At 33.1% G+C, this 24,144-nt stretch carries 21 protein-coding genes and 1 tRNA gene; 12 read left to right on the top strand and 10 right to left on the bottom strand.

All coding sequences use genetic code 11. The features are described 5' to 3' along the window. The first annotated feature begins 114 nt into the window (after window positions 1-114). The 5 genes from coxB to ACFEL2_RS00305 are packed head-to-tail and all read left to right on the top strand — an operon-like array spanning window position 115 to window position 4,382. The gene (gene coxB / locus ACFEL2_RS00325; protein ID WP_375331998.1) at window positions 115-915 is read left to right on the top strand and encodes a cytochrome c oxidase subunit II; all 801 of its coding nucleotides are present in this window, start codon (window positions 115-117) and stop codon (window positions 913-915) included. A gap of 19 nt (window positions 916-934) precedes the next feature. Next, window positions 935-1,552: a CatB-related O-acetyltransferase gene (locus ACFEL2_RS00320; protein ID WP_341751460.1), complete on the top strand. Its 618-nt coding sequence runs from the start codon at window positions 935-937 to the stop codon at window positions 1,550-1,552. Between the two features lie 8 nt (window positions 1,553-1,560). Beyond that, entirely contained in the window at window positions 1,561-3,177 is a 1,617-nt protein-coding gene (ctaD, locus tag ACFEL2_RS00315) for a cytochrome c oxidase subunit I (protein ID WP_341751461.1), read from the top strand. A gap of 4 nt (window positions 3,178-3,181) precedes the next feature. Next, window positions 3,182-3,610 (top strand): RDD family protein, encoded by a 429-nt coding sequence (locus ACFEL2_RS00310; RefSeq protein WP_375331997.1) that lies wholly within the window; start codon window positions 3,182-3,184, stop codon window positions 3,608-3,610. 10 nt (window positions 3,611-3,620) lie between these two features. Continuing rightward, window positions 3,621-4,382, top strand: a complete 762-nt coding sequence (locus ACFEL2_RS00305) for a gamma-glutamyl-gamma-aminobutyrate hydrolase family protein (protein ID WP_341752327.1) — start codon at window positions 3,621-3,623, stop codon at window positions 4,380-4,382. Window positions 4,383-4,736: 354 nt separating this feature from the next. On the opposite strand, the gene dnaE is transcribed toward ACFEL2_RS00305, so the two are convergent. Both dnaE and ACFEL2_RS00295 read right to left on the bottom strand, forming a co-directional pair. Continuing rightward, the gene (dnaE, locus tag ACFEL2_RS00300) at window positions 4,737-8,321 is read right to left on the bottom strand and encodes a DNA polymerase III subunit alpha (RefSeq protein WP_375331996.1); all 3,585 of its coding nucleotides are present in this window, start codon (window positions 8,319-8,321) and stop codon (window positions 4,737-4,739) included. Continuing rightward, window positions 8,311-9,615 (bottom strand): UDP-glucose dehydrogenase family protein, encoded by a 1,305-nt coding sequence (locus tag ACFEL2_RS00295; RefSeq protein WP_375332415.1) that lies wholly within the window; start codon window positions 9,613-9,615, stop codon window positions 8,311-8,313. Before ACFEL2_RS00295 ends, dnaE begins: the two co-directional genes overlap by 11 nt. Window positions 9,616-9,723: 108 nt before the next feature. Between ACFEL2_RS00295 and ACFEL2_RS00290 the strand changes: the two genes are divergently transcribed. Beyond that, window positions 9,724-12,243 carry a DUF3971 domain-containing protein gene (locus ACFEL2_RS00290; RefSeq protein WP_375331995.1) on the top strand — a complete coding sequence of 840 codons (2,520 nt, stop codon included), beginning with the start codon at window positions 9,724-9,726 and terminating at the stop codon, window positions 12,241-12,243. A gap of 66 nt (window positions 12,244-12,309) precedes the next feature. Here the strand turns inward: ACFEL2_RS00290 and ACFEL2_RS00285 are convergent, their stop codons facing one another. Beyond that, a complete protein-coding gene (locus ACFEL2_RS00285) occupies window positions 12,310-12,657 on the bottom strand; it encodes a type II toxin-antitoxin system PemK/MazF family toxin (RefSeq protein WP_341748052.1) in 348 nt (115 codons plus the stop codon). Further along, on the bottom strand, window positions 12,638-12,850 hold the full coding sequence (locus ACFEL2_RS00280) for a hypothetical protein (protein WP_341748051.1): 213 nt from the start codon (window positions 12,848-12,850) through the stop codon (window positions 12,638-12,640). The genes ACFEL2_RS00285 and ACFEL2_RS00280 overlap by 20 nt, the downstream gene beginning before the upstream one ends. 189 nt (window positions 12,851-13,039) lie before the next feature. Here ACFEL2_RS00280 and sdhC point away from each other — a divergent pair, with 189 nt between their 5' ends. The 6 genes from sdhC to ACFEL2_RS00245 all read left to right on the top strand — a co-directional run bounded on the left by sdhC (window position 13,040) and on the right by ACFEL2_RS00245 (window position 16,904). Further along, complete coding sequence (gene sdhC, locus ACFEL2_RS00275) at window positions 13,040-13,426, top strand: succinate dehydrogenase, cytochrome b556 subunit (protein ID WP_341748050.1); 387 nt, start codon at window positions 13,040-13,042, stop codon at window positions 13,424-13,426. A 420-nt stretch (window positions 13,427-13,846) separates the two neighbouring features. After that, complete coding sequence (gene sdhD / locus ACFEL2_RS00265) at window positions 13,847-14,230, top strand: succinate dehydrogenase, hydrophobic membrane anchor protein (protein ID WP_341751466.1); 384 nt, start codon at window positions 13,847-13,849, stop codon at window positions 14,228-14,230. A 21-nt stretch (window positions 14,231-14,251) separates the two neighbouring features. Continuing rightward, window positions 14,252-15,157 (top strand): HEPN domain-containing protein, encoded by a 906-nt coding sequence (locus ACFEL2_RS00260; protein ID WP_341751467.1) that lies wholly within the window; start codon window positions 14,252-14,254, stop codon window positions 15,155-15,157. Between the two features lie 323 nt (window positions 15,158-15,480). After that, window positions 15,481-15,566, top strand: a tRNA-Leu gene (locus tag ACFEL2_RS00255). A 43-nt stretch (window positions 15,567-15,609) separates the two neighbouring features. Continuing rightward, entirely contained in the window at window positions 15,610-16,173 is a 564-nt protein-coding gene (locus ACFEL2_RS00250) for a NifU family protein (RefSeq protein WP_341751468.1), read from the top strand. Window positions 16,174-16,178: 5 nt separating this feature from the next. After that, window positions 16,179-16,904, top strand: a complete 726-nt coding sequence (locus ACFEL2_RS00245) for an SDR family oxidoreductase (protein WP_341751469.1) — start codon at window positions 16,179-16,181, stop codon at window positions 16,902-16,904. Between the two features lie 59 nt (window positions 16,905-16,963). On the opposite strand, the gene ACFEL2_RS00240 is transcribed toward ACFEL2_RS00245, so the two are convergent. The 6 genes from ACFEL2_RS00240 to ACFEL2_RS00215 form a co-directional block, all read right to left on the bottom strand. After that, the gene (locus tag ACFEL2_RS00240) at window positions 16,964-17,659 is read right to left on the bottom strand and encodes a metal ABC transporter ATP-binding protein (protein WP_375332413.1); all 696 of its coding nucleotides are present in this window, start codon (window positions 17,657-17,659) and stop codon (window positions 16,964-16,966) included. A gap of 398 nt (window positions 17,660-18,057) precedes the next feature. Continuing rightward, window positions 18,058-18,393 (bottom strand): DUF2610 domain-containing protein, encoded by a 336-nt coding sequence (locus ACFEL2_RS00235; protein WP_341751470.1) that lies wholly within the window; start codon window positions 18,391-18,393, stop codon window positions 18,058-18,060. A 338-nt stretch (window positions 18,394-18,731) separates the two neighbouring features. Further along, a complete protein-coding gene (locus ACFEL2_RS00230; protein ID WP_375331994.1) occupies window positions 18,732-19,487 on the bottom strand; it encodes an inositol monophosphatase family protein in 756 nt (251 codons plus the stop codon). 154 nt (window positions 19,488-19,641) lie between these two features. After that, entirely contained in the window at window positions 19,642-20,208 is a 567-nt protein-coding gene (efp, locus tag ACFEL2_RS00225) for an elongation factor P (protein ID WP_375331993.1), read from the bottom strand. Between the two features lie 97 nt (window positions 20,209-20,305). Then, a complete protein-coding gene (locus ACFEL2_RS00220; protein WP_341751473.1) occupies window positions 20,306-20,827 on the bottom strand; it encodes a methylated-DNA--[protein]-cysteine S-methyltransferase in 522 nt (173 codons plus the stop codon). 1 nt (window position 20,828) lies between these two features. Beyond that, complete coding sequence (locus ACFEL2_RS00215) at window positions 20,829-24,122, bottom strand: FAD-dependent oxidoreductase (protein ID WP_375331992.1); 3,294 nt, start codon at window positions 24,120-24,122, stop codon at window positions 20,829-20,831. Window positions 24,123-24,144: the final 22 nt, after the last annotated feature.

Genomic DNA, 24,144 nt, shown 5'->3' with positions numbered 1-24,144 from the left:
AATAAATTCTTCAAATTTTTTTACCATCCCATATTTTTTACTTTAATAAAACTACATATCATCTTATTATTGTCTAACTATAGCATATGGAGTTAAGCCCACTAAGTATTATTTATGAAAAAATTTATAATTTTATATCTTTTATTTGCTCACGATTGCTTAGCATCAGAACCTCAGGCGTGGCAAATGTTGCTACAAACTCCAGCAAGCCCTCTTATGGAGGAGCTACAAGGGTTTCATAATTTCCTGCTACTCATATCAGGAGGGATAGTTGTCTTTATTTTCGTTTTACTAATGTATGTTTGTATTAGATTTAATGCCAAAGCCAATCCCATTCCAGCAAAGTTCTCTCATAATATATTGATTGAAGTTATTTGGACGATAATTCCTATAATAATTTTGGTTATTATTGCTGTACCATCGTTCCGTATTTTACGGTTTGCCGAAAAAATCCCTGAGATAGACATGACGGTTAAAGTTGTAGGATATCAATGGTATTGGCACTATATCTACCCTGATCATGAGAATATTGAATTTGATAGTTATTTAATTACTGATGAAAACTTAAAACCTGGTCAAAAAAGATTATTAGAAGTTGATAACCGTATTATCATACCAGAAAATACTACGGTAAAATTTCTAATTACGGCAGGAGACGTCATACATAGTTTTGCAGTACCAGCACTGGGCATAAAGATGGATGCCGTTCCTGGAAGAATCAATGAAACTTGGACTAAAATTAGCAAAAAAGGTGTGTATTATGGTCAGTGTTCAGAGCTTTGTGGTATTAACCATGCTTTTATGCCGATTGCCATTGAAGTGGTAAGCAAGGAAGAATTTCAAAACTGGTTGATTATGGCAAAGTCAAAATTCTCTATGAATATGAAGACTAACAAAAAATTAGCCTTCAAATAAATTAAATAAAAGAGTTACTATGGTACATTTCAACAAGCATTATCCCCATCTTTACGCAAAACAGGTTAAAGAAACTATATTTTTAAAACATTTTATTCATAATCCTAACATAATGGTAGGTGATTATAGTTACTATCATGATAGCCACTATCCAGAACAGTTTGAACGTAATAATGTTATAGGTTGTCATCAGTGTAAATTAATTATCGGTAAGTTTTGTGCTATTGCCAAAGGAACTACCTTCATCATGGATGATGTAAACCATCTCATGGATGGTTTTTCTACTTATCCATTTTTTATTTTTGAAGGTTGGAATAATTATACTCCAACTTGCAACAAAGCTAGAAGTACAATAGTTGGTAATGATGTGTGGTTTGGTACGAATTCAGTCATTATGCCAGGAGTAACAATAGGAGACGGAGCAATTATCGGAGCATATGCAGTGGTCACCAAGGATGTACCACCCTATTCTATAGCTGTAGGTAATCCTAGTAGAATTATTAGAAAAAGATTCTCAGAAGACATAGTAGACAAATTAGCACAAATAAAATGGTGGGACTGGGATTATGATAAAATTACTAGAAATATCGAAGTCATAGTAGGTGCAGATATTGATCAACTTAAAGAATGTAAATAGTAACCATTATGACACTTAAAGATAAAGCCTCTATTAGACCTCTTGCAGAAGTAATATCTGATCATCACGAAACCCCTAAGGGGTTACAAAGATGGATTTTCTCCACCAATCATAAAGATATTGGCATAATGTATATTATATTCGCCATATTTGCTGGACTTGTTGGTGGATTATTTTCTGTTATTTTTAGGTTAGAACTAGCAGTACCCGGTGGGCATCTACTAGGTGGTAATTATCAGCTATACAATGTATTAATTACTGCTCATGCGATAATTATGGTATTTTTCATGATTATGCCAGCTTTATTTGGTGGATTTGGTAATTACTTTGTACCAATTTTAATAGGTGCCCCGGATATGGCTTTTCCTAGGCTAAATAATATAAGTTTTTGGCTACTTGTCCCTGCTTTTATATTATTAATGCTGTCAGGTTTGGTTGATGGAGGAGCTGGTACTGGCTGGACACTGTATCCTCCTCTAAGTAGTCTAGTAGGGCATCCTGGGGCTGCTGTCGATATGGCTATTTTAAGCTTACATCTTACAGGGCTTTCCTCCATTCTTGGTTCAATTAATATGATTGTCACTATCTTTAATATGAGAACTGATGGTATGGGGTTATTTGAAATGCCCTTATTTGTTTGGTCAATTTTGGTTACTGCCTTCTTGCTGATACTAGCAATCCCGGTACTAGGCGGTGCAATAACCATGTTATTAACTGACCGAAATTTTGGTACTACTTTCTTTAAACCAGAAGGGGGTGGAGATCCAGTATTATTTCAGCATTTATTTTGGTTCTTTGGTCATCCAGAGGTATATATCGTAATATTACCGGGGTTTGGGATAGTCAGTCAGGTCATCTCTACTTTCTCCCGTAAACCGATATTCGGTTATTTTGGTATGGTGGTAGCTATGGTAATTATAGGATTTGTTGGCTTTATAGTTTGGGCTCACCATATGTTTACTGTTGGTCTTTCGTACAATGCATTAATATATTTTACTGCTGGTACTATGATTATAGCTGTACCTACTGGTATCAAAATCTTTAGCTGGATTGCCACAATGTGGGGAGGATCAATTACTTTTGAAACGCCTATGTTGTTTTCCATAGGGTTTATCTTGCTATTTACTATTGGCGGAGTTACCGGCATAATATTATCAAATTCAGCAATCGACAGAATTTTACATGATACATATTATGTTGTAGCACATTTCCATTACACCATGTCGCTTGGGGCTTTATTTACCGCATTTGCTGGGTTCTATTATTGGTTTGGTAAAATGTCAGGGCGGCAATATCCTGAGATGATGGGCAAAATACATTTTTGGGTTACCTTTATCGGTGTTAATTTGACATTCTTTCCTCAGCATTTTCTAGGATTAGCTGGGATGCCAAGAAGAATACCGGATTATCCGGACGCCTTTGCTGGCTGGAATATGGTATCATCTATCGGAGCAGTTATTTCCTTTATTGCAGCTCTTTATTTTGTATTTATTGTTATTTATACTATGAAATATGGCAAAAAATGCCCAAATAATCCTTGGGGTGATGGGGCTGATACCCTTGAATGGTCAGTATCATCTCCACCACCATTTCATACTTTTGAAACATCACATAAAGGAAACTAATTTTATGAATGAATATATCTATTGTGGGTTTTGGCGAAGATCTATTGCTGTAGTTTTGGATCGAATTTTCTTAATTATTTTTCTTCTAATTTGTATTATTATGATACTACTAAGTAACCTTCCACTAGCCGATACACTATCTGATTCTTTCATTTCGACATCAATAATACTATCATTAACAATATTATATGATCCAATATTTGAGTCATCTTCAATGCAAGCAACTCTTGGTTGCTATATTTTAGGTATGAAGATCATAAACGAGGATGGTACGCGAATAAGCTTTTTAAAATCGTTGATTAGATTTATTATATTAGCACTAATAAGTAGTACTGTAATATTGGGGATTATAAGTATTATCTGCATGATATGTACTAATGAGAAAAAGTTTCTACATGACATGATTTGTGGTACTCGCATGGTAAAGCGATAAGGTTAATATGATACAAAAAAAACCAGTAATAGGGATTACTCTAGATTTGGCTAATAATTCTGAAAAGTATGCCTATGCTCCTTTTCCTTGGTATGCAATTAGACAAAATTATGCAGATAGCGTGATAAAAGTTGGGGGAATCCCCTTAATGCTACCCTATCAATATGATACAATTGAAGTGATGCTGTCAATTATCGATGGGCTAATTATTCCTGGTGGTGATGAGGATATTCACCCTAAATTTTATGGTCAAGAATTCACTTGTGATAGAACAGCTACCAACGAGCAACGTGATAATTTTGAGTTACTACTTATCCAAAAAGCTCTAGAAAAGAATATGCCATTCCTTGGAATATGTCGTGGTATGCAGATGTTAAATGTAGTATGTGGTGGCAACCTTATCCAGCATATACCTGATTACATAAAGTCACAAGCAGGGGTAACTACAACTATTAACCACGAGCAGCCTGCTCCCAAACATACATTATCGCATTCTATAACGATAGAACCAAACACTATTCTTGCAAACTTATCGGGAAATAAGCAAACTTGTATGGTTAACTCGAGCCATCATCAAGCAGTAGGAAAAATAGGCAAGGAGCTCCAAGTTGCAGCAACAGCACCGGACGGAATAATTGAAGCAATTGAGTCAATAAATCACAAATTTGTTATAGGAGTAGAATGGCATCCTGAATATTTAAACCCTAATGATTTAGATTTAAATTTATTTAAAGGATTAATCGAAGCTATAGCTAAACTGGAAAGGTTTTAGCCAAAGAACCGCCTATTAGCGAGGGAGACGATGAAATCGCCGACGTGGCGATCTCATGAAGTAATATCTGCCTTTGTTAGGTGACCTCTAGGTGATTTGAGTACTACTTCACAAGATTGCCACGTTGCCGCTTCTTGCAGCGGCTTCTCGCAATGACGGTTTAAGCCTTACAATAGCACTTCGCTAATAGACGATTTTTTAACTTTTTTCATCATTCAATATGTGATTTTAATTATTAAAATCACATATTGAATGGAGTATTATATTTTAACAATCAGGTGGGCAGCCGCTTCAAACCTGATTGTTTCTATATATAATACTGAATTCGATGTAACAAGTTACATCGAATTCAGGTTAACTAGAACCTAACATAAACCGATTTAAAAATTCAAAATCTTCAGTTTCTAGACATAAAATTTCTGGTAAATGGACTCGAGCAGTAAAGTTATTATTTATATACCCTTTGCCTTTCAAGTGTTGGCGTTGTGGCACGATGGAACTTCGCGTAGGAACAACGATTTGACTACGCCTAGTCTGCTCACCACTTGTACACCTAGCCAACTCTTGAAATTCATCTTGTATACTCACTTTAAGCAGTAAAATTATTCTTGTATTACTACGTTCAGGGCTAATACGGTTTTTAAGCAAATCAACGATTTGACATAGTTCATAATGATTTTGTGGATAGAGTTTTATCTCTAGTCGTTCTTCATTCATTATATCGTCAATAGTTGTGAAGCTTTTAGCGATTAACCTTGTTCCTCCAGCATCCTTAAACAAATCACAGTTTGCCACAACTAGACATTGAATGTCAAGTAAGTGAACAAAATTTTTAAGTATTTCTTCACTATAAATAGTTAATTCGAAAATACCAAACTGATCAGATAGTTGTAAGGTTATAAACCTTCCACGAGATGACATACGTGAATCTTTTTTTTGTATTACCCCAGCTATCCTTATCTGCCTACTAGAAGTAGCACCACTATCATTTTGTAAGTCAAGTGATGTTGCAATATTAAGCCTAGCTAGCAAATCTTGATATCTTGATAATGGATGTAGCGTAATGAATAGTCCTAATACTTCAAATTCATAAGAAGAGACAGTATTATTATCAAGTGGTTCTGCTTCAATTAACACTTGTTGACTTGCAGAATTTACCTTAATCAGGCTAAATTGATCAGAAACTTTTTCTGCATGATAGGAAGAGGCGTAAGCTAAAAGTTTAGCGATACTTAACAGTAACTGATTACGATTAGAATGTAACGTATCAAAACACCCGGCTTTAATAAGATTCTCTAATAATTTTCGATTAATAGATTTAAGCGATAGCCTCTCAATAAAATCTATAATATTTTTAAACTTACCATTTTTAACTCTTTCTTCTGCTAATATTTTGCCAAAAGTAGCTGTGACACTTTTGATAGCACCTAGGGCATAGATGATAAATGTCTTTCCTTCTTCATGAGTAGTACTAAAATAACCAGTGGAAAGATTGATATTAGGAGGAATAATAGTAATGTTGTTATTTCTAGCTTCTTGCATGAATAGATTGATTTTATCATGATTATTTAATTCAAGATTTAAACAAGCTACCAAAAATTCGGCTGGGAAATTTGCTTTCAGATAGGCGGTTTGATAAGATATTACACCATAAGCTGAGGCGTGTGCTTTATTAAAACCATAGCTAGCAAATTTAGCCACTGTTGTAAAAATAGACTCTGCTTGCTGGCGTGAAATATTGTTAGCTATTGCACCTTTAATAAAAGTTTCTTCTTGCTCTGCCATTTCAGATTTTATTTTTTTGCCCATGGCTTTACGAAGTAAATCTGCTCCACCTAAGCTATAGCCGGCAATTACTTTGGCAATTTCTAAGACCTGTTCCTGATATATAACAACTCCATAAGTCTCTTCTAAAATTGGTTTAAGCATCTCATGCAAGTAATCTGGTAGCTGCAAACCGTGCTTACAAGCAATATAAGTTGGTATATTATCCATAGGACCAGGGCGGTATAATGCTCCTAACGCTATTATATCTTGGATGGAGTCAGGTTTTAGACGTCTTAAAGCATCCTGCATTCCACTACTTTCAAACTGGAAAACACCGGTAGCTCTACCATTACACAGTAGTTCATAAGTTTTTTGATCATCAAATAGCATATTAGTAAAATCAATATTTATGTCTTGCTGTTTTAATAATTCTAGACATTTAGTAATAACAGTCAGAGTTTGCAGACCTAAAAAATCAAATTTAATTAAACCAGCAATCTCAGCATATTTCATAGAATATTGTACTACCAACATATCCGAATTTAGGTCTTTATAAACTGGTAATATTTCTACTAAATCTTTGCCAGCTATAACGATTCCCGCTGCATGTGTAGAAGCATGCCTGTTAAGTCCCTCAAGCACTAAGGATGTATCCAATACTTGTTTTATTAGCTCCTCTTGACCATCTAAATTATATAGACCGCTGCCATGGGCGGCGTTGTTCAACTCCTTTACTTCCTTTATAGCCTGATTTAATGTAACGGGAGTAACAGCATTAAATGGCACAAGCTCAGTTAGATATTCGGCATATTTATAAGGCAAGCCAAGAACTCGTGATACATCTTTGATAACAGCTTTTGCCTGCATCTTACCAAAAGTGATGATTTGACCAACTTTATTATCCCCGTATTTAGAACGTACATAATTAATAACTTCTTCTCGCCGTTCTTGACAAAAATCAATATCAAAATCTGGCATTGATATACGTTCAGGGTTTAAAAAACGCTCAAATAGTAGACCAAATTTAATAGGATCGAGATCAGTGATAAGAAGACTCCAAGCAACTATTGAACCTGCCCCAGAGCCTCTACCAGGTCCTACCATAATACCTTGCTCTTTACTCCATTTTATGAAGTCAGAGACTATAAGAAAATAGCCAGCAAAATCCATCCGACAAATAATATCTAGTTCGTAATTAAGACGAGTTAGATATTGTTGTTTAATATCTTGCTGTTTATCTATGGCAATATTTTCCCATTTAAATTTTGTATCAAGTCTTGATAGTAATCCTGCTGTGGAGTTTTGCTTAATTAGATCTATTTCATTAATATCTAGACTAGAGAAATTTGGTAACATTGGTGGATTAGCATGTGCCATAAAATGGCATCTTTGGGCTAAATGTACGGTATTTTGTACAGCATCAGGTAAATCACTAAAAAGTTCTAGCATTTCTTTTGGTGATTTAAAATAACAACCAGTACTAACCTTTTTACGATTCTCCTCTTCTTTACTAACACCAGCAGATATACATAATAATACATCATGTGCATCATGCATGTTAACATCGCTAAACAATACTTTGTTGGTAGCAATTAGTGGTATACCAAGGTCATCGGCTATTTTTATATAATTTGCTTCTATAGATTGTTCTATTGCTAAATTATGCCGCATAATCTCAAAATAGAAACGATCACCAAAAATGCTTTGTAGCTTAGTGGTCCAAAAAATGGCTAATTCTTCGTTTCCATCAATCAGGCTTTTACCAATTATCCCATCAGTATAAGCGGATAAGATAATAAGCCCTTCATGGTACTTAACTAAATCATCAAAAGTAATATGATTACAAATTTTGCGATCATTTTCAGTGAAACTAGCACTAACTGCTTTTAGTAAATTTTTGTAACCTACCTCATCTTTAGCAATCAGCACCATTTCACCAAAATTATCTTTAGTAAAAGCAACGTTTACAATTGCCCCATTTATAGGTTGTACTCCTGCCCTGCAGCTAGCTAGAGCAAACTCTAGTGAGCCAAATAAGTTACCCTTATCTGCTAAACAAATCGCTGGCATTTTGTGTAATTGTGCCAGCTCTACTATACGATCAATTGTTAAGGCACTCTCAAGAAATGAATATGAGCTTTGTACTCTTAAGTGAATAAAATCAAACTTCATATTGCGTACCAATAAGATAATATTTAAACCCAAGAGATTTTAGCATATCTCCGTCAAGAATATGCCTGAAATCAATAATTATAGGAGATTTAACTTGATGGCGAATAAGCGACCAATCTAAATCTTTAAACTCCAACCATTCAGTTGCCACTACAATTATATCACTATTTTGACAAGCACTAAGTGCTGAATCGGCAAAAAATATATTTTTTAGCTCTTTTTTAGCATTATCCATACCTATTGGATCGAAGGCTATAATATTAGCTCCTTTATCAACTAGAATTTTGATGATTTTAATAGAAGGGCTGCTTCTAATATCATCTGTACCAGCCTTAAAAGTAAGACCCAATACGGTAATATTTTTATTAGTCAAATTATCATTTATGATATAATCAATCCTATCCGCCATATCATAGGCTCTCTGATCATTACTACTTATAACAGAATTAACTATTTGTAAGTTACATTGATAATGCTCCGCTATTTGTGAAAGTGCTAAGAGATCCTTAGGAAAACATGAGCCACCAAATCCAGGACCAGCATTTAAACATTCTTTACCTATTCTCTTGTCGAGTCCCATAGCAATCGATAGTTCTTTGATATTTGCCCCAGTCCTCTCACATAAATTTGCCATTTCATTAATAAAAGCAATCTTTGTTGCTAAGAAAGCGTTTGAGGCATATTTGGTAAGTTCTGCCGTAACCAAATCAGTACATATAAGAGATATATTCTTTGTAGTCAAAGGCAGGTAGATCTTTTTTAATAAATCTTCTGCGTGTTTATTATTTGTGCCAATTAATATTCTATCAGGGTTTAAAAAGTCATCTACAGCAGTACCTTCTCTAAGAAATTCAGGATTTGAGGCAATAGGAAATTTAAGATTCCTTTTTTTTAAATAATCAATAATTTGGTTACATGTTGTTGGAGGTACAGTTGATTTAATAACAATCAAACAATCATCGTTGATCCATTCACATAAATTATCGATAGCAGTAAAAATATGTTGTAAATCTGCCTCCCCTGAAGGTAGTGGTGGTGTTCCTACTGTAATAAATACCGCTTGGGCATTTCTTAATTCAGCCGAGTAGTTGGCTGTAAACTTCAACTTACTAGACTTTACTAATGGCGGTAGGTACTGAGCTAATTTTGGTTCATAAATTGGTAAAATATTTTTTTTAAGCTGATCGATTTTAGAAATATCGGTATCTAAGCAAGTAACGTCGTGTCCTAAGTAACTCATCATTACGCCAGATACTAATCCAACGTAACCAGTACCTATAAAATGAAGTCTAATATTCATAAATAATTTTCAAATTTTTTTCAGTATATACTTAGTGCAACAAGTTTGTTGTGCTATATTGTTGCAAAGTATATATTAACTGATCAAGTACTAAATAACAAGATGATGCTCATTAAAAGATTTTTTATTAGCCTAAGCATAATAGTTTGTACAGTTGTAGTAATTTTAACTTTATTAATATTAAGTAGTAGTAAAGGATATTTAGATAAGCCAATTAAGAAGGTAATAGAATTTATCCTTGATAAAAAAGCTATGAAAATACGGATAGGTAACTTACAAGTAAGAAATAATATTCTATCAATCGATAAAATCTTTATGGATTTAGCAAATAACGCCCAAGGCGAAATTACTAATTTCAAAATCAGTTTTATTATTGATGATATAACAACCAAGCCTTTAATTCTTAGTACTATTGATATAGATAGTTTTTCCTTAATCTCTAAAGATAATCAACTAGTAATAAATGCCAAAATATCTGCTAGTTCCATTGTAGATTTTTTTAAAAATAAGATTGCAACACAGTTAAATTTGGGGCCTATAAAAAATGTCTCTTTGCTTGATAGTTATGGTGAGAAATTACCTGATGGTGAAGGATTTTGTTCCTATAACAGTAAAATTTCTAGAGCTTCTAAGAAATCGATCAATTGCAAACTAGAGTTTGGTGATAAAGCCTATCTATTATTCAATAGTGTATTGGATGGTAGCATAATTCAAGCAAGTGGTAATGCTCAGAATATTCCTATAATGATTTATCAAATTGCTGAGAAAATTATTCCTGATAATCAAGTAATTTTATTTCTACAGGAATATATGAAAGGTGGTTATATTAGAAATGGAGAATTTGATTTTAATTTTGATAAAAATTCTTTAGAAAAGAATATTTCCTTAGAAACTGCATTGAAGGCTAAGCTGCATGTTGTAGATCTTGAATATCAATATGATAAAGACTATCCCCCTTTACGAAAAATTGATACTGATGTTACTATATCTGGGCTATCTGTTAAGTTCATATTAAATCAAGCATATAGTAGTAATAGTCTTATTTCAGGTGGGGTAATAACTTTTGATTGGCAAGGGGTGGATAAATCAAATTTTATTGTTAATGCTGATGCTAAGGGGAGTGTTAACGATTTAATTGATTTCATATCAAATGAGGATTATAACAAGATAAAAAAACAAGGGATCGATCTTAAAAAAATTACTGGAATCGCTAACTCAAAAATTGGCATAATAATACCAATTAGCCCAGTTATCAAAAATACTTATGACATTTCTACAATAATAACGGGAGTAAATGGAAAAGCATTTAGTGACAATATTATATTAAAAAATGCCAAAATAACTGGAAAATTTAATGGCGATAAGGTAAATTTGATCGGTATAGGTAAAATTAATGGCTATGACAGTAATTTACTTATCGATGTTAATGTTACTGATAATAACCAAGATGATTATCAGAATCTATTAAAAGTAAAAACTACCATTATGGGTAATAACCAAAAGGTTGGTATATTAAAATTAATCTCAGGTAGTACTGTTCTAGATTTTGAATATAAAGAACAAAAAGATGGGAAAAGCTTAATTAAAGCCAATACTAACCTCAGAAACTTAGAATTTTATATTGATAAAATATCTATACATAAAAAACTTGGTAGTGAAGCTAACTTTACTTTAACTGGCAAGTTACATGATAACCTAAATGGTGATATTGATTTTAATCTTTCGGGAGAAAATAACTTAAAAATAGTTGGTAAGGTTAAAGTAGCAGAAGATAAGTATGATGTTACTTTACCTGTAATGAAGTATAATACGACTGATCTAGTAGGGAAATTGCTTTTAGGTAAAGATAGCTTGAATGCTGAAATTCAGGGAAGACAACTAGATTTGTCTGAATCTAATATGATGCAATTCTTAGAGAAAGAAGGAGATCCAAAAAATATTCATTTAACAGTTGATGTAGATAGGGTAAGGTTAAAAAATAATATAATGCTTGATAAGCTTAATTTACAAATTGATTGTAATAAAATCAAATGTTTTTCTGGTTCTTTAAATTCAAAAATTGGTACTAAATCTTTTAAAATGCTACTTACAGATAAAAAAGATTTAGAACAATGGATAGTTACCTGTGATAATGCTGGAGCTTTATTTAGAGGTATTGGTATGTATAATAAAATGAAATCTGGTATTATAAATCTAACACTTGATACAAAAAGATATGATGCTAGAAAGGGAGAAGTGATACCAATCGTAGATGGAACATTTGATATAAAGCGCTTTGTTACCACCGATGTGCCTTTTCTTACTAGAATGGTATCGGTTGTTTCTTTTCCAGGTTTTATGAGTTTTATATTAAATAATAAGGATATCATGTTTAAAAACATGACAGGTAGATTTAGTTATATAGGTAATACCATAAATATTGCTGATACATCAGCTACCGGACCATTTTTTGATTTTACAATGCAAGGTACAATTGATACTAATAAACATCAAATGAAGCTTAAAGGTAATGTAATACCTTCTTTCTTTTTTGCAAGTAACGTTATCACTAAAGTACCAATAATTGGTAAAATATTTTCAAAGGTTGTGCCTTACTCTATGGAGATGAAGTATAAGGAGTAATAGTCCCTATGTCATCAACCCGAGCAGAGATGATACTGATAACTTGTTATATCAAACCTAGGTTACTTAAGTCAAACTTAAAGTAACTTTAATAGCTTTTTCAATATTAATAATCTCAGTTTTATTCAACTGTTCTATAAACTCTCCCAATCTAGATTTATCTATGGTTCTAATTTGATCAGTTAACGCTTTTGCAGTTTTGTTGTTAACTGTAACTCTTACTTCAAAAGGAAAAATATTATTAATATTTGAGGTAATGGGGATAATTATTACTCTACTAGATATTTTATTCTGAATATTATTAGATATAACTATTGCAGGTCTTGTTTTTTGAATTTCAGTTCCAATTGTTGGATCAAGATTTACCCAATAAATATTGCCTCGTATTATTTCTTTATTTTTTACTAATGTCATCTATTGCATCCCACTCTTTTAGCAAATTTTGACGTTCATTATCTTGCTCTGCATCTTTATATGCCAAAGTAAGTTCCAGTTCCTTTTTTTCTAATTCTTTAGCAATAGCATTGCTTACAAAGTTACTAATTTTTTTAGAAGGAATCATATATTTTAATTTATCATATAAGGTCTCGTTTAAACTAATACTCATCGTTCTCATAAAATTAACTTCATTATTGTATAATAGTTATTGTACAATACAATACAATACAATACAATATGAAAACTTGAGTATTTTCTAACTAGCGTTTATACTGTTGCTATTAGAGTTATAGGGGCTTCATCCTGAATTTGTTTTAGGATATAGATTACACCTATAGATAATTTATGACAGAAACTTATGACAAAAACAAAGCAGGAAATTTATAATAGTAGACCTACTTCTCCTCATTTGACGATATATAAAAAGCAGATAAGCTCCGTTTTGTCTATTTTGCATCGTATAACGGGGATAGGCTTATTTTTTGGACTATCAATATTGTCGTGGTGCTTTATTTTATTAGCTTTTAGTAAATTTGATCCTGAATATTTACAGTGCTTTAAATGTAATTTACTTAGAATTCCTCTAATATTCATAAGTTTTGCATGGTTTTATCATTTATGTAATGGGGTGCGTCACTTAATTTGGGATAGTGGACATTGCTTTTCAATAAGGGCTATTAACTTCACAGGTTGGTTTGTGGTAGTAGCTTCGATATTGATGATGTTAGTTTTTTGGTTGTTATAGCTAACCAGAACAGGTTGTTAATATTAGATATCTTTCGAAACTCTACTTCTGCTGGTAATTTGTACGTCGTTCCGGTACTCAAATCCTCACGTACGCCTAAGTACGCTGCGGTTTTGCGTTCCGTGACTCCTTCAAATTCCTCAGCACAAGCGAGTTTCGAAAGATATCTATTGTTTATAAATTTCTAAGTGTCTATTAGTGATTCACCTTACGTATAGCATTTAAAAATTGCAGAAAAGTACAAGACGTCATTGCGAAACCACGTAGTGGTTGAAGCAATCCATAAAGTAATTAGAAATGGATTGCTTCGTCGTGCTTACGCACTCCTCGCAATGACGCTAGGTTGTTTTCCCTATGACTTTTAAATTGCCATGGGTGTTATACGTAAGGTGAAATAATAATTTAACTTAAGGCCTCTATATGAATAATAATTTAAGGACAGAGTTGGCAAAAGCTAAAGGGGTTGGTTCAGCAAAAAGTGGTTCGAGTCACTGGTTGCATCAAAGAATAACAGCTATTATTTTAGCAATTTGTTCTATTTGGCTAATATTTTTTATTAAATATGCTACTAGAGAGGGTTTTACTCATTTTGTTAGTACTTTACAAAGACCTTACAATATTGTCCCTTTAGGAATACTGCTTATTACCGCTTTCTATCATTCAATGCTTGGTATGCGTGTGGTAATTGAAGATTATATTAGTTGTATTAAGCTCCGCACAGGGTTAATTATATTACTTAAAATATTTTGCATTATAACGATTGCCTTCTTAGTGGTAGCATTATTTTATGTTATAGTAATCTGATGGATTAATAAAAGTAATCTTATGCAAACCACATTACCTGAACGTTCATTAGTTATTAAAAAAAGATTAGACATTATTGTCCAAGAAATCTTAGCTGCTGGCAAATCAAAAATAGCAATGATAGTTTTATTTGGCTCATATGCTAGAGGGGATTGGGTACAAGACGTGTACACAGAGAATCATATTACCTATGTTTATCAGAGCGATATAGATCTGTTACTGATCTTAAAAAAAGGAAAATATGCTGGATATAAAGCTATTAACTTAAAATATAACATATATAAAAGATTAGATAGAAAATTCCCTATAGATATTACCAAAGATCCATTAGTATCTATGAAAGAACCATCAGTGACACTTATACTTGAGCCTATTCACTTTGTAAATAACCAACTCGCGAAAGGTAAGTATTTTTTTCGTGATATTAGAAATGAAGGAATTTTGCTATATGATACTGGGGAATTTGTGCTATCGGAAGCTAAGGACTTGCCATGGTCGGAACGCAAACCAATAGCTCAAGAAGAATATGAATGTTGGTTTGGTAGAGGAAAAGGACTATTCATTGGAATAAAAGCTTTTTTTGAAGATGACAATTACTCTGAATCAGCCTTTTTACTTCATCAAGCTACCGAGAGTTTTTATAATGCTATTTTGTTAGTATTTGATGGTTATAAACCTAAATTGCATGATCTATTAGAACTAAACCAAATTGCACGGATTTTCTATCATGATCTTTGCAAAATATTTCCCTATGAAAGTGAAGAGCAAAAAGCATGTTTTGACTTACTCCGAGATGCTTATGTTAAAGCAAGATATGACAAACACTACAGGATTACTAAGGAGCGGTTGCTGTATTTAATTGGCAGGGTAGAACAATTGCAAAAAATTACTGAAAAAATTTGTTTGGAAAAGCTTAGTCAAGAATAAATATATGATATATTCTGTAACGAAAGGCATAGTACCCTACATTTTTCTATAATCGTCATAGCAAGGCTCTTTAGATGCCGTGGCGATCTAGGTAAACAGCAAAGCTGTTTTTTTAGAGTAACGTTTCGCGTATTCTAGATTGCTACGTCGGCGATTTCATCGCCTCCTCGCAATGACGGTTTTTTGGCTGAAACCTTTCCGGTTTAGCTATATACTCGATGAAAATCAAGAAGAAATGAGGTTTTATAGTAAAAATACTTGCTTTTTAACGTTTTTTTTATTAGTCTGTGCAATCTTCATAGAGTCTAAAATAACCTGACCTTGCCCGCGTGATGGAATGGTAGACATAACGGACTTAAAATCCGTGGGGTGCAAACCCTTGCCAGTTCAAGTCTGGCCGCGGGTACCATTCATTTTTATCAAGATCATTCTTTTTATCGAGGAAAAAGTATATGTTTATTCAAACTGAAATTACTCCTAATCCTAATGCGATAAAATTTTTCCCTAACATACCTGTTAGCCCTAATGGACCGGTTCATTTTAGTAATCTTGATGAGGCAAAAGGTAAAAGCAGGTTAGTAGTTCAATTATTTAGTATAAATAACGTAAAATCTGTATTTTTTGGTAGTGATTTTATTACCGTTACTAAAGAAGAAGAAAGTGATTGGCTAGTTTTAAAACCTGAAATTTTGATGATTATTATGGATCATTTTACTGCTGGTTTTACTGCTTTTGATGGGGAAAATGGTCAATCTGCCATAAATAATTCTGACGAGATGTCTGAAATCGAACAACAGATTGTAGAAATTATTGAAACACGTGTACGTCCTTCGGTTGCCATGGATGGAGGTGATATAATATATCGAGGATTTGAAAATGGAGTGGTAAAATTAGAACTTCGTGGAGCTTGCCAAGGTTGTCCTAGTTCGGCTATTACTTTAAAAAATGGTATTGAATCAATGCTTAAACATTTTATCCCCGAGGTAGAATCTGTTGAAGCTGTAGACGAGTTATAGATATTATGTCAAAGTTAGCAGTAGTTACAGGGGGAACAAGGGGGATAGGCAAGGCTATTACTATAGCATTAAGGGATAGAGGCTTTACCATTGTAGCAAATTTTTATAGTGATTACCAAGCTGCTAAAGATTTTAGTGAAAATTATTCTATTAAAACTAAGCAATGGAATACAGCAAATTATGCTGAATGTTTTAGGTCAATAAAGGAACTTGAAAATGAATTTGGTCGTCCAGTAAGTGTCCTAGTGAATAATGCTGGTATTACTAGGGATGCGATGATGCATAAAATGACTGAAGAAGAGTGGCAAGAAGTGATTAACGTTAATCTTAGCTCATGCTTTAATATGTGCCGTGCAGTAATTAACCAAATGCGAAATCAAAATTACGGACGAATTATTAATATTAGTTCAATTAATGCTCAGGCAGGACAAATAGGGCAAACTAATTATTCTGCTGCTAAAGCTGGAATTATAGGATTTACTAAGGCGTTAGCTAGGGAATCAGCTTCTAAAAATATAACGGTAAATTGTATAGCTCCTGGGTATATTAAAACATCAATGGTTGAAAAGATACCAGCTAATGTACTAGAGCAAATAATAGCAGCTGTGCCAATGAAAAGGTTGGGTAGACCAGAAGAAATTGCTAGAGCCGTAGAGTATCTAGCAGATGAGCAAGCTGGTTTTATTACTGGGGAAACGTTGTCAATTAATGGTGGGTATAATATGTCATGAGGTATATTTCTACCAATCCTTCATTGCAGGCAATGCCCAAGTGAGTTTGCCAAAAATATCTAATGTTTATGGTCATGATGATGGACATAAAAACCAATTGATGACAAGGTGTTTAGGAAGTCTTGGTTCTGTGCTAAATCGTTAGGCTTACCACTACAACATATATGTCCATTCAAACATATAACTTGGTCAGAGTTTTTCATCACAGTAAATAAGTCATGTGATATCATAAAAATTGTAATATTTAGACGTTTTTTTATTTGATTAATAATCCGATAAAATTCTTGCTGACTAGTAACATCTAATGATTGAGTTGGTTCATCTAAAATAATTAGATCAGGATTGTTGAGTAAGGTAGCAGTTAGAATTAGCTTCTGAAATTGACCACCAGAAAGTTCTGAAATATCATGATGTTTATAATTATCAAAATTAATAAAATTATTCCATTCTTGCCAATCATTGCGAGTAGCATTTGAGGCTAATAAATATAAAAAATTTTCAGCTGTAATTGGTAAGTCTGAAGCAAAATCTAGCCTCTGCGGTACATAGCCAATTTTTAGATGGGGGTGAATTGTTATATTACCAGATGAGGCACTGTCTAATCCCAAGATTAATCTAGCTATTGTTGTTTTCCCAGCACCATTTGGACCAATTAAAGTCGTAACCTCACCTTTTTTAACGGTAAAATTAATATTATTAAGGGGTAACTTTTTGCCAAATTGTTTAGATACATTACTGAATTTTATTAATGTAATATCTTCTGATATAGACACAACCACCTGATCAAAATTATTATTGTGTGCCAATTATGATAAATAGCTAACCTCAGTTTGATGTAAGCCATAGTACTCTACATTTCTCTATAATCATCATCGCGAGGCATCTTTGGATGCCGTGGCGATCCAAATAAACAGCGAAGCTGTTTCTTCTAATACGCTTTGCATATCCTGGATTACCGCGTCGCCGCTTTTTCGCGACCCCTCGCAATGACGCTCGTAAGGACTCTTAACAGTAGTGACATAAAAATGTACTATGGCTGCTCCGTTACTCATGTACACCTAGCAGCTCGACTTTGCTGCTGCCTAGCTCTTCTTGAAGTTATACTATCGTCTACCCAACTCTTGAAATCATAGCAATATACATCGAACTCAGGTTAACTAGCAGTCTCACCGTTAACATCATTATTACTATCTTGGTCGTCATTATCACTTTCCGATTCTTCACTTTTTTCAGATTTATCATCCTCTTCTTGTGCAGAACCAAGAGCATACACACACAATTCTTCCAGCAGAACATTATTCTTATTAGCCAGTTCTTGCAGTTTAGTTATCGCATCCATGACCTCAGCTGGTATTTTCCCACCACGTTGCTTTGATAACCAGTCATCCTGAAAATGCAAGGGATGATGCCCCGGCTCAGGTTGCCCTACATATATAGTAAACGGTGCCATTTGTCCACCAAAATCACAATTAACACTAAACTTTTTCATAACATAACATTAAATTATTAGAATAATATTAGGGATTTCAAGATTTAATCCTAAAAAACCATAGTACCCTACATTTTTCTATAATCATCATAGCAAGGCTCTTTAGATGCCGTGGCGATCCAAAGTAAACAGCGGAGCTGTTTTTTTAGAGTAACGCTTCGCGTATCCTAGATTGCCACGTTGCCGCTTTTTCGCGACTCCTCGCTAATAGACGATCAGCAACCATTTTAATAGTGATTATATAAAAAATGTAGGGTACTATGCTAAAAAACTTATCCCTAACAAAATTGTATATGATACAACAAAAAAATAAAAGTAAAAAATTTTGGCAACAAAAATTAACTACTCATTGACGTTTTTTCAAATAATAGATGTTTAAATTTCTCGGAAAGTTCATAATTAGTAGCAACAAACGTTTTGTCATTATTTATTATTGCTCCACCTGATTCTCGGACAATTAAATCAAAACTAGCTTTTAAAGTGTAATTTAATGATGAAAAATAAACAGCATCAATCTTACCAGCTGCAAGTAATAGAATTCCATAACAATGAGAACCAAAAACCCTAGCATTTTTCAAAAAAACTGGGTTTATGTTAAAATCGTCAGTAGAAATTAGAAAATTATCAAAACTAGAACAAGCAGAAACCCTTAATCTACCACTATTATTAGTGGTATTATTTCCTACCCATACCCCTTTTCCCTTCTCAACATAATAAATCTCATCAAGAGCTGGAAAATTTATCACAGTACAAACCGTGGTTAAAATTTTATTAATCTTTTTTAAACACGTTATAGATACAGCAAAAAATGGTATACTTTTTTCTAAATTACTCAAACTATCAAGCGGATTTATTAATAAAACCATCTCAGAAGTGTTATCTAATTCAAACTTATCCTCTGGAAAAAATAAAGAACTTGTATATTTTTGCAACTCATTACGTAATAAATCTTGTGTTTTAATATAAGATTTATTGCAGAAATCATAGTTTCCCTTATTAGATCTTTGAAGCATTTCCAGCTCTAAAAAATCTCTCTTCAAAAACTTAACAGCTTTACATGATGCAGTAATAAGTAAGTTAGTTATAGGCTGCATAAGCTATATATGACTTCAAAAGTTGATGATAGACGATAGTATAACTTCAAGAGGCAATAGCAAAGTCGAGCTAGCTGTGCGTACATGAGTAACTAGGCAGCTTTAATCTTCAGAGACAATGACCTTAACTCTTAAAGTTCTACCTAAGTATATATTACTTTGCTCTCTCAACAAAGCTTATATCTTCAATTTTTATAACTATTTTCTCCCCAGTAACTAAATAAGGCGGTACCATTACCTTTACTCCATTGGTTAAAATCGCTGGTTTATAAGAAGATGTTACCGTAGAGCCTTTAATTACAGGATCAGTTTGCATAATTTCAGCAATAACGGTTTGCGGTAATTCAGTATTTAAAGCTTTTTCTTCATAAAACTGTACCTTGAGTACCATATTATCCTCAAGAAATGGCAATCTTTCGCTAAGAATTGCCTTATTAATTAAAATTTGCTCAAATGTCTCATTATCCATTAACACGAGGTCATCACCTTCAAAATATAGGAATTGTAAATCCTTATTCTCAAGCTGTGCTTTTTCAACATAATCGGATGAATTAAAACGCTCATTAAGTTTTGTACCAGTTTTTAAATTTTTCATCTCTACTTGCACATAAGCCCCACCTTTACCAGGTTTGGTATGTTCAGGTGTTTTGCTCACAACCCATAAATCATTATTATACACTATAATGTTACCAGCCCTAATAGCATTTGCTGAAATTTTCATATTATTATCACTTATCTAAAATAATTATTTTGTATATTTGTTCAAGCTGGTTATTAACACCTTTCTAGGTCTATTTTATCATTTTTATCGATAAAGGTCAAAGTATAATCATATCCTTATAGCTTTCTTCTAATTCTAAAAGTTTTTTCTTGAGTTCAAGTCCTCCAGCGTAACCAGTTAGTCTACCATCAGTACCTATAACCCTATGACACGGTACTATAATTGACAAAGTGTTGCGTGCCACAGTGTTTGCTACTACACGTACAGATTTAGGAGCAAATATTAAATTTGCAATATCCTTGTAACTCATCACTCTAGCATATGGGATGGCAGAGATGGTAGACCATACTTTCTCCTGAAAATTAGTCCCCATGAAACGGTAAGGTACGGTAAATTCTTTTCTAGTACCATTTATGTATTCTGTTAGCTCTTGGTAAGTTTGATCGAATATACTGCAATTTTGCTGTTCATGATAACTACTATCTAAAATTGGCATATGTTTTTGCCCTACAAAATATAAACCTGTTAAAAAGTCCCCATCTGATACCAATAATATATTCAAATCATTTGAGTATATTAGAGCAATTGGTAAGTCTATATATCTATATATTTTTGTCATTTTAATTTTTCTCTTGGAGAGAATTTTGTTCTAAACGACTTTTACACCCTGTGAAGTCAACTATTTTTGCATCTTGATCTTGGCAAGCACAAGTAAAAATATATTTCCTTTCGTCTGTGACTCCCTGAATACATTGTCCGCAAATACCTTTCATCATACACTGCATAGGAGAGTTAATGCTTACTATTAGTTGAGTTTTTTTACCAAAAAAATCATCTTTTATATCTTTTATAGCTTCCATCATTTCTGTACTACCCGCAGCTATTATCCTATCTATGCTCAAATTTTTCCAAAGGTAACAATGCCCCATTATAGCATACACCAAATCGCCCTTAACACTAATATCTTCCGCCCTATTTTTTGATAAAATACCTTCTTCACAACACCAAACTACTATATCGGCTGCTTCTTCTATTCTGTCTTGATAGAACCTATCTTGTAAATTTTTATAACCAGCAAAATATATAATTTTACAATTATTATTTTTAAGAGCCTTAGCTATTGAGCATAAAACTGCATTTCCAACTCCTCCACCAACAAGCACTACATTACTATCCTTTAATATCTCAGTTGGCTTACCACTAGGTCCCATTAGTACTACTAATTCATTTTGCGATAAATATCTACATAATTTACTTGATTTACCATTTTGCCAAACTATCAAATGAATTAACCCTTTTTCTGAATCAACATAAGCTCCAGTGACAGCCAATGGTTCGATAATTTTTGAAATATCACTAGAATAATTTTGTAAACGGAAAAATTGCCCCGGTTGAAAATTTTGAGCAGCGATAGGAGAATGTATTACCAGCTCTACTATCTTATAAGATAGAGTATTAATCCGTTTGATACGGCTAGCTAGTAAATAATCTAGTTTAACGAAGAAATCTAGATTATTACCAAAAAAACTTGGTTTATTTTTGATAAGTTTTTTTCCAATAAACTTGTACCCCTCTTTACTACTTGCTAAGGCTTTAACCACACTTCCAGAGTATTGAGGATTACAATCACCAAAATATGTTATACTTCCTGCATAAGTCAATCTAGTTGGTAATTTTGTTGCCGAAACTCGTCTGTACTCCTCACGTACGCCTGTGTACGCTGCGGTACTCGGCTTCGTTTCTCCTAAAAATTCCTCAACTATTTTTGACTTATGCAGGAAGTCTGTTATACTCGAATGATTTTCCAAATAACTATTATCTTTATGCGTACCTATTGCCATAAGTACAGTCCTTACCTTAAATTTTTTCCTTATACCTAAATTATCAAATTCTATTGATTCAGCGTAAGTATACTGATCAACATCAATGCCTAAAGGTATCATATCTTCAGCAAAATTTACACCTGCAGCCATAGCATACATAACTTCCTCAGGATTTAACTTGTAAGCAGGAGAATCCTTTAATTTTCCTCTATAACAAATTGTTACTCCACCTAGTTCATCGAGGATTTTTTTTACAGCTTCTGTATCTTGTACTTGCCTAAATAATTTTGCATGCGAGATAAATTCTTCGGCTATTAATTTGTCCTCATCTGTCCAATTTTGTTCTGTATGATTTTTCCCATTCTCCTCAACTGACAATTCATACTTTTTTAGAAATTTTTCTACTTGTAACTTATAATAATTTAAACTTTCAGTTGCTGCATCAATAGAGGTCAGTCCTCCGCCAATGATAATAATAGGCATCCTAATAAGCAAATTAGTGTTAGATTGTTCTAAAAAAGCTCCTCCTGATTGTAATGTCATTAGAAAGTCGGAGGCTGTTTTCACACCTTTTGCAAGAAAATTTTTCATTTGAGCAATTTTGGGCTTACCAGCTCCAACACACAAAGCAACATGATCAAATCCTAAATGAAATACCTGCTCCATAGTTATATTACTATCTAAACTTACACCACCAAAAAGCTTAAAATAACTGTTTCTCTCCAGTATCAGACGTAATATAGTTAAATTATTTTTATCCCACCTTGCAGTAATACCATACTCGGCTACTCCTCCAAAACCTTCAGGTATTCTTTCTGATAAGTTTTTCTTATAATCAGACCAATATTTAATAGGCTTGTTAATATCAAAAGGTAATGGGGTGATTTTTAAGCCATCTATAGCTACTACAGTATGTCCGTCTCGTAATAAATAATGGCTTAAACTAACCCCGGCTGGTCCTTGACCCACTACTAAAACTTTGTAATTAGTTGGGGGCTTTGGCATCAGAGCAAAAATGTTAAGTGGATTCCAATTGGTAAGTAATAAATATATTTCCACCCCGTAAGGTAGAAGCAAAGTAGTTTCCAAAATATTAGATTCAACAAGAGGAATATCTACAGGTTCTTGCTTTTGATAAATGCAAGCATTAGAACAATCATTACAAATCCTATGACCGGTAGCAGCCACCATTGGATTATCAATGACAATAATAGCAAGAGCAGCTAAATTAAATCCCTTGGACTTTACATAATTCATCTCAGAGATTTTCTGCTTCAGCGGACAGCCCGACTTTGACGGCGTAGTCGGTAGTATATTCGCAGAATCATTCGAGTATAACCCTTTAGAACACGAGTCTTTTCCCTGTTTATGACAGTAGATACAATAGTGAGTAGCATTTAAGACTGTATCTAGATTAGATATAGGATTTAAACAATCAAACCCTACTCTTACATGTTTTTTATATTTAGCTACCTTATTAAGATCTATTAAATTATCTTTATCTGTTTTATTTGGTAAAGAAAATAATATACTTTCAGATTCATTAAATCTCCTTTGAAACTCTACTCCTGCAAGAGATATATTATAAACCATAAAGGCAGCATATTTTGCTGCTATATCTAACTCAAAAGCATATTTTTCATCATCTAATTGCCATTTTATTACTTGACGAGCAAACTTGTCTTGGGTAAACTCCTCTCCTAAAAGTTTTTCTAAAAAAATTGATACACTATCAAAATCAATCTCTTTTAGTTTTTCAGGAGGATATTTTCTTACCGCAACACGCTGGATGAACTTTCTCTTACATTCATAAATTACATCAAATTCTTTATGACTAAATCTCAGATTGGCTATTTCTTGTTCAATACCAAATAACTTAGCTAGAAAATCATCAAAAACAGGCGAAATTTCTAATAAAAAATCCGAGTAATATTTTTGATCAACTTGATCAGGATTAGCCCTTAATGATAAAATAATTTCATAAAGAGAATAACTATGGCTACGCAGAAAACTTAGAAAAATTTCATCTAATTTTTTTAAGCCTTCTAATCTATTCAGATCTATAAAATCTAAACCAAAAGCAAGTGTCATATAGCTAAAACCTTCTTTAGAT

The sequence above is a fragment of the Candidatus Tisiphia endosymbiont of Temnostethus pusillus genome, assembly GCF_964264675.1.
GTDB lineage: Bacteria > Pseudomonadota > Alphaproteobacteria > Rickettsiales > Rickettsiaceae > Tisiphia.
Note: the sequence above shows the minus strand (reverse complement) of the source record. Positions and strands in the feature narration are given on the sequence as shown.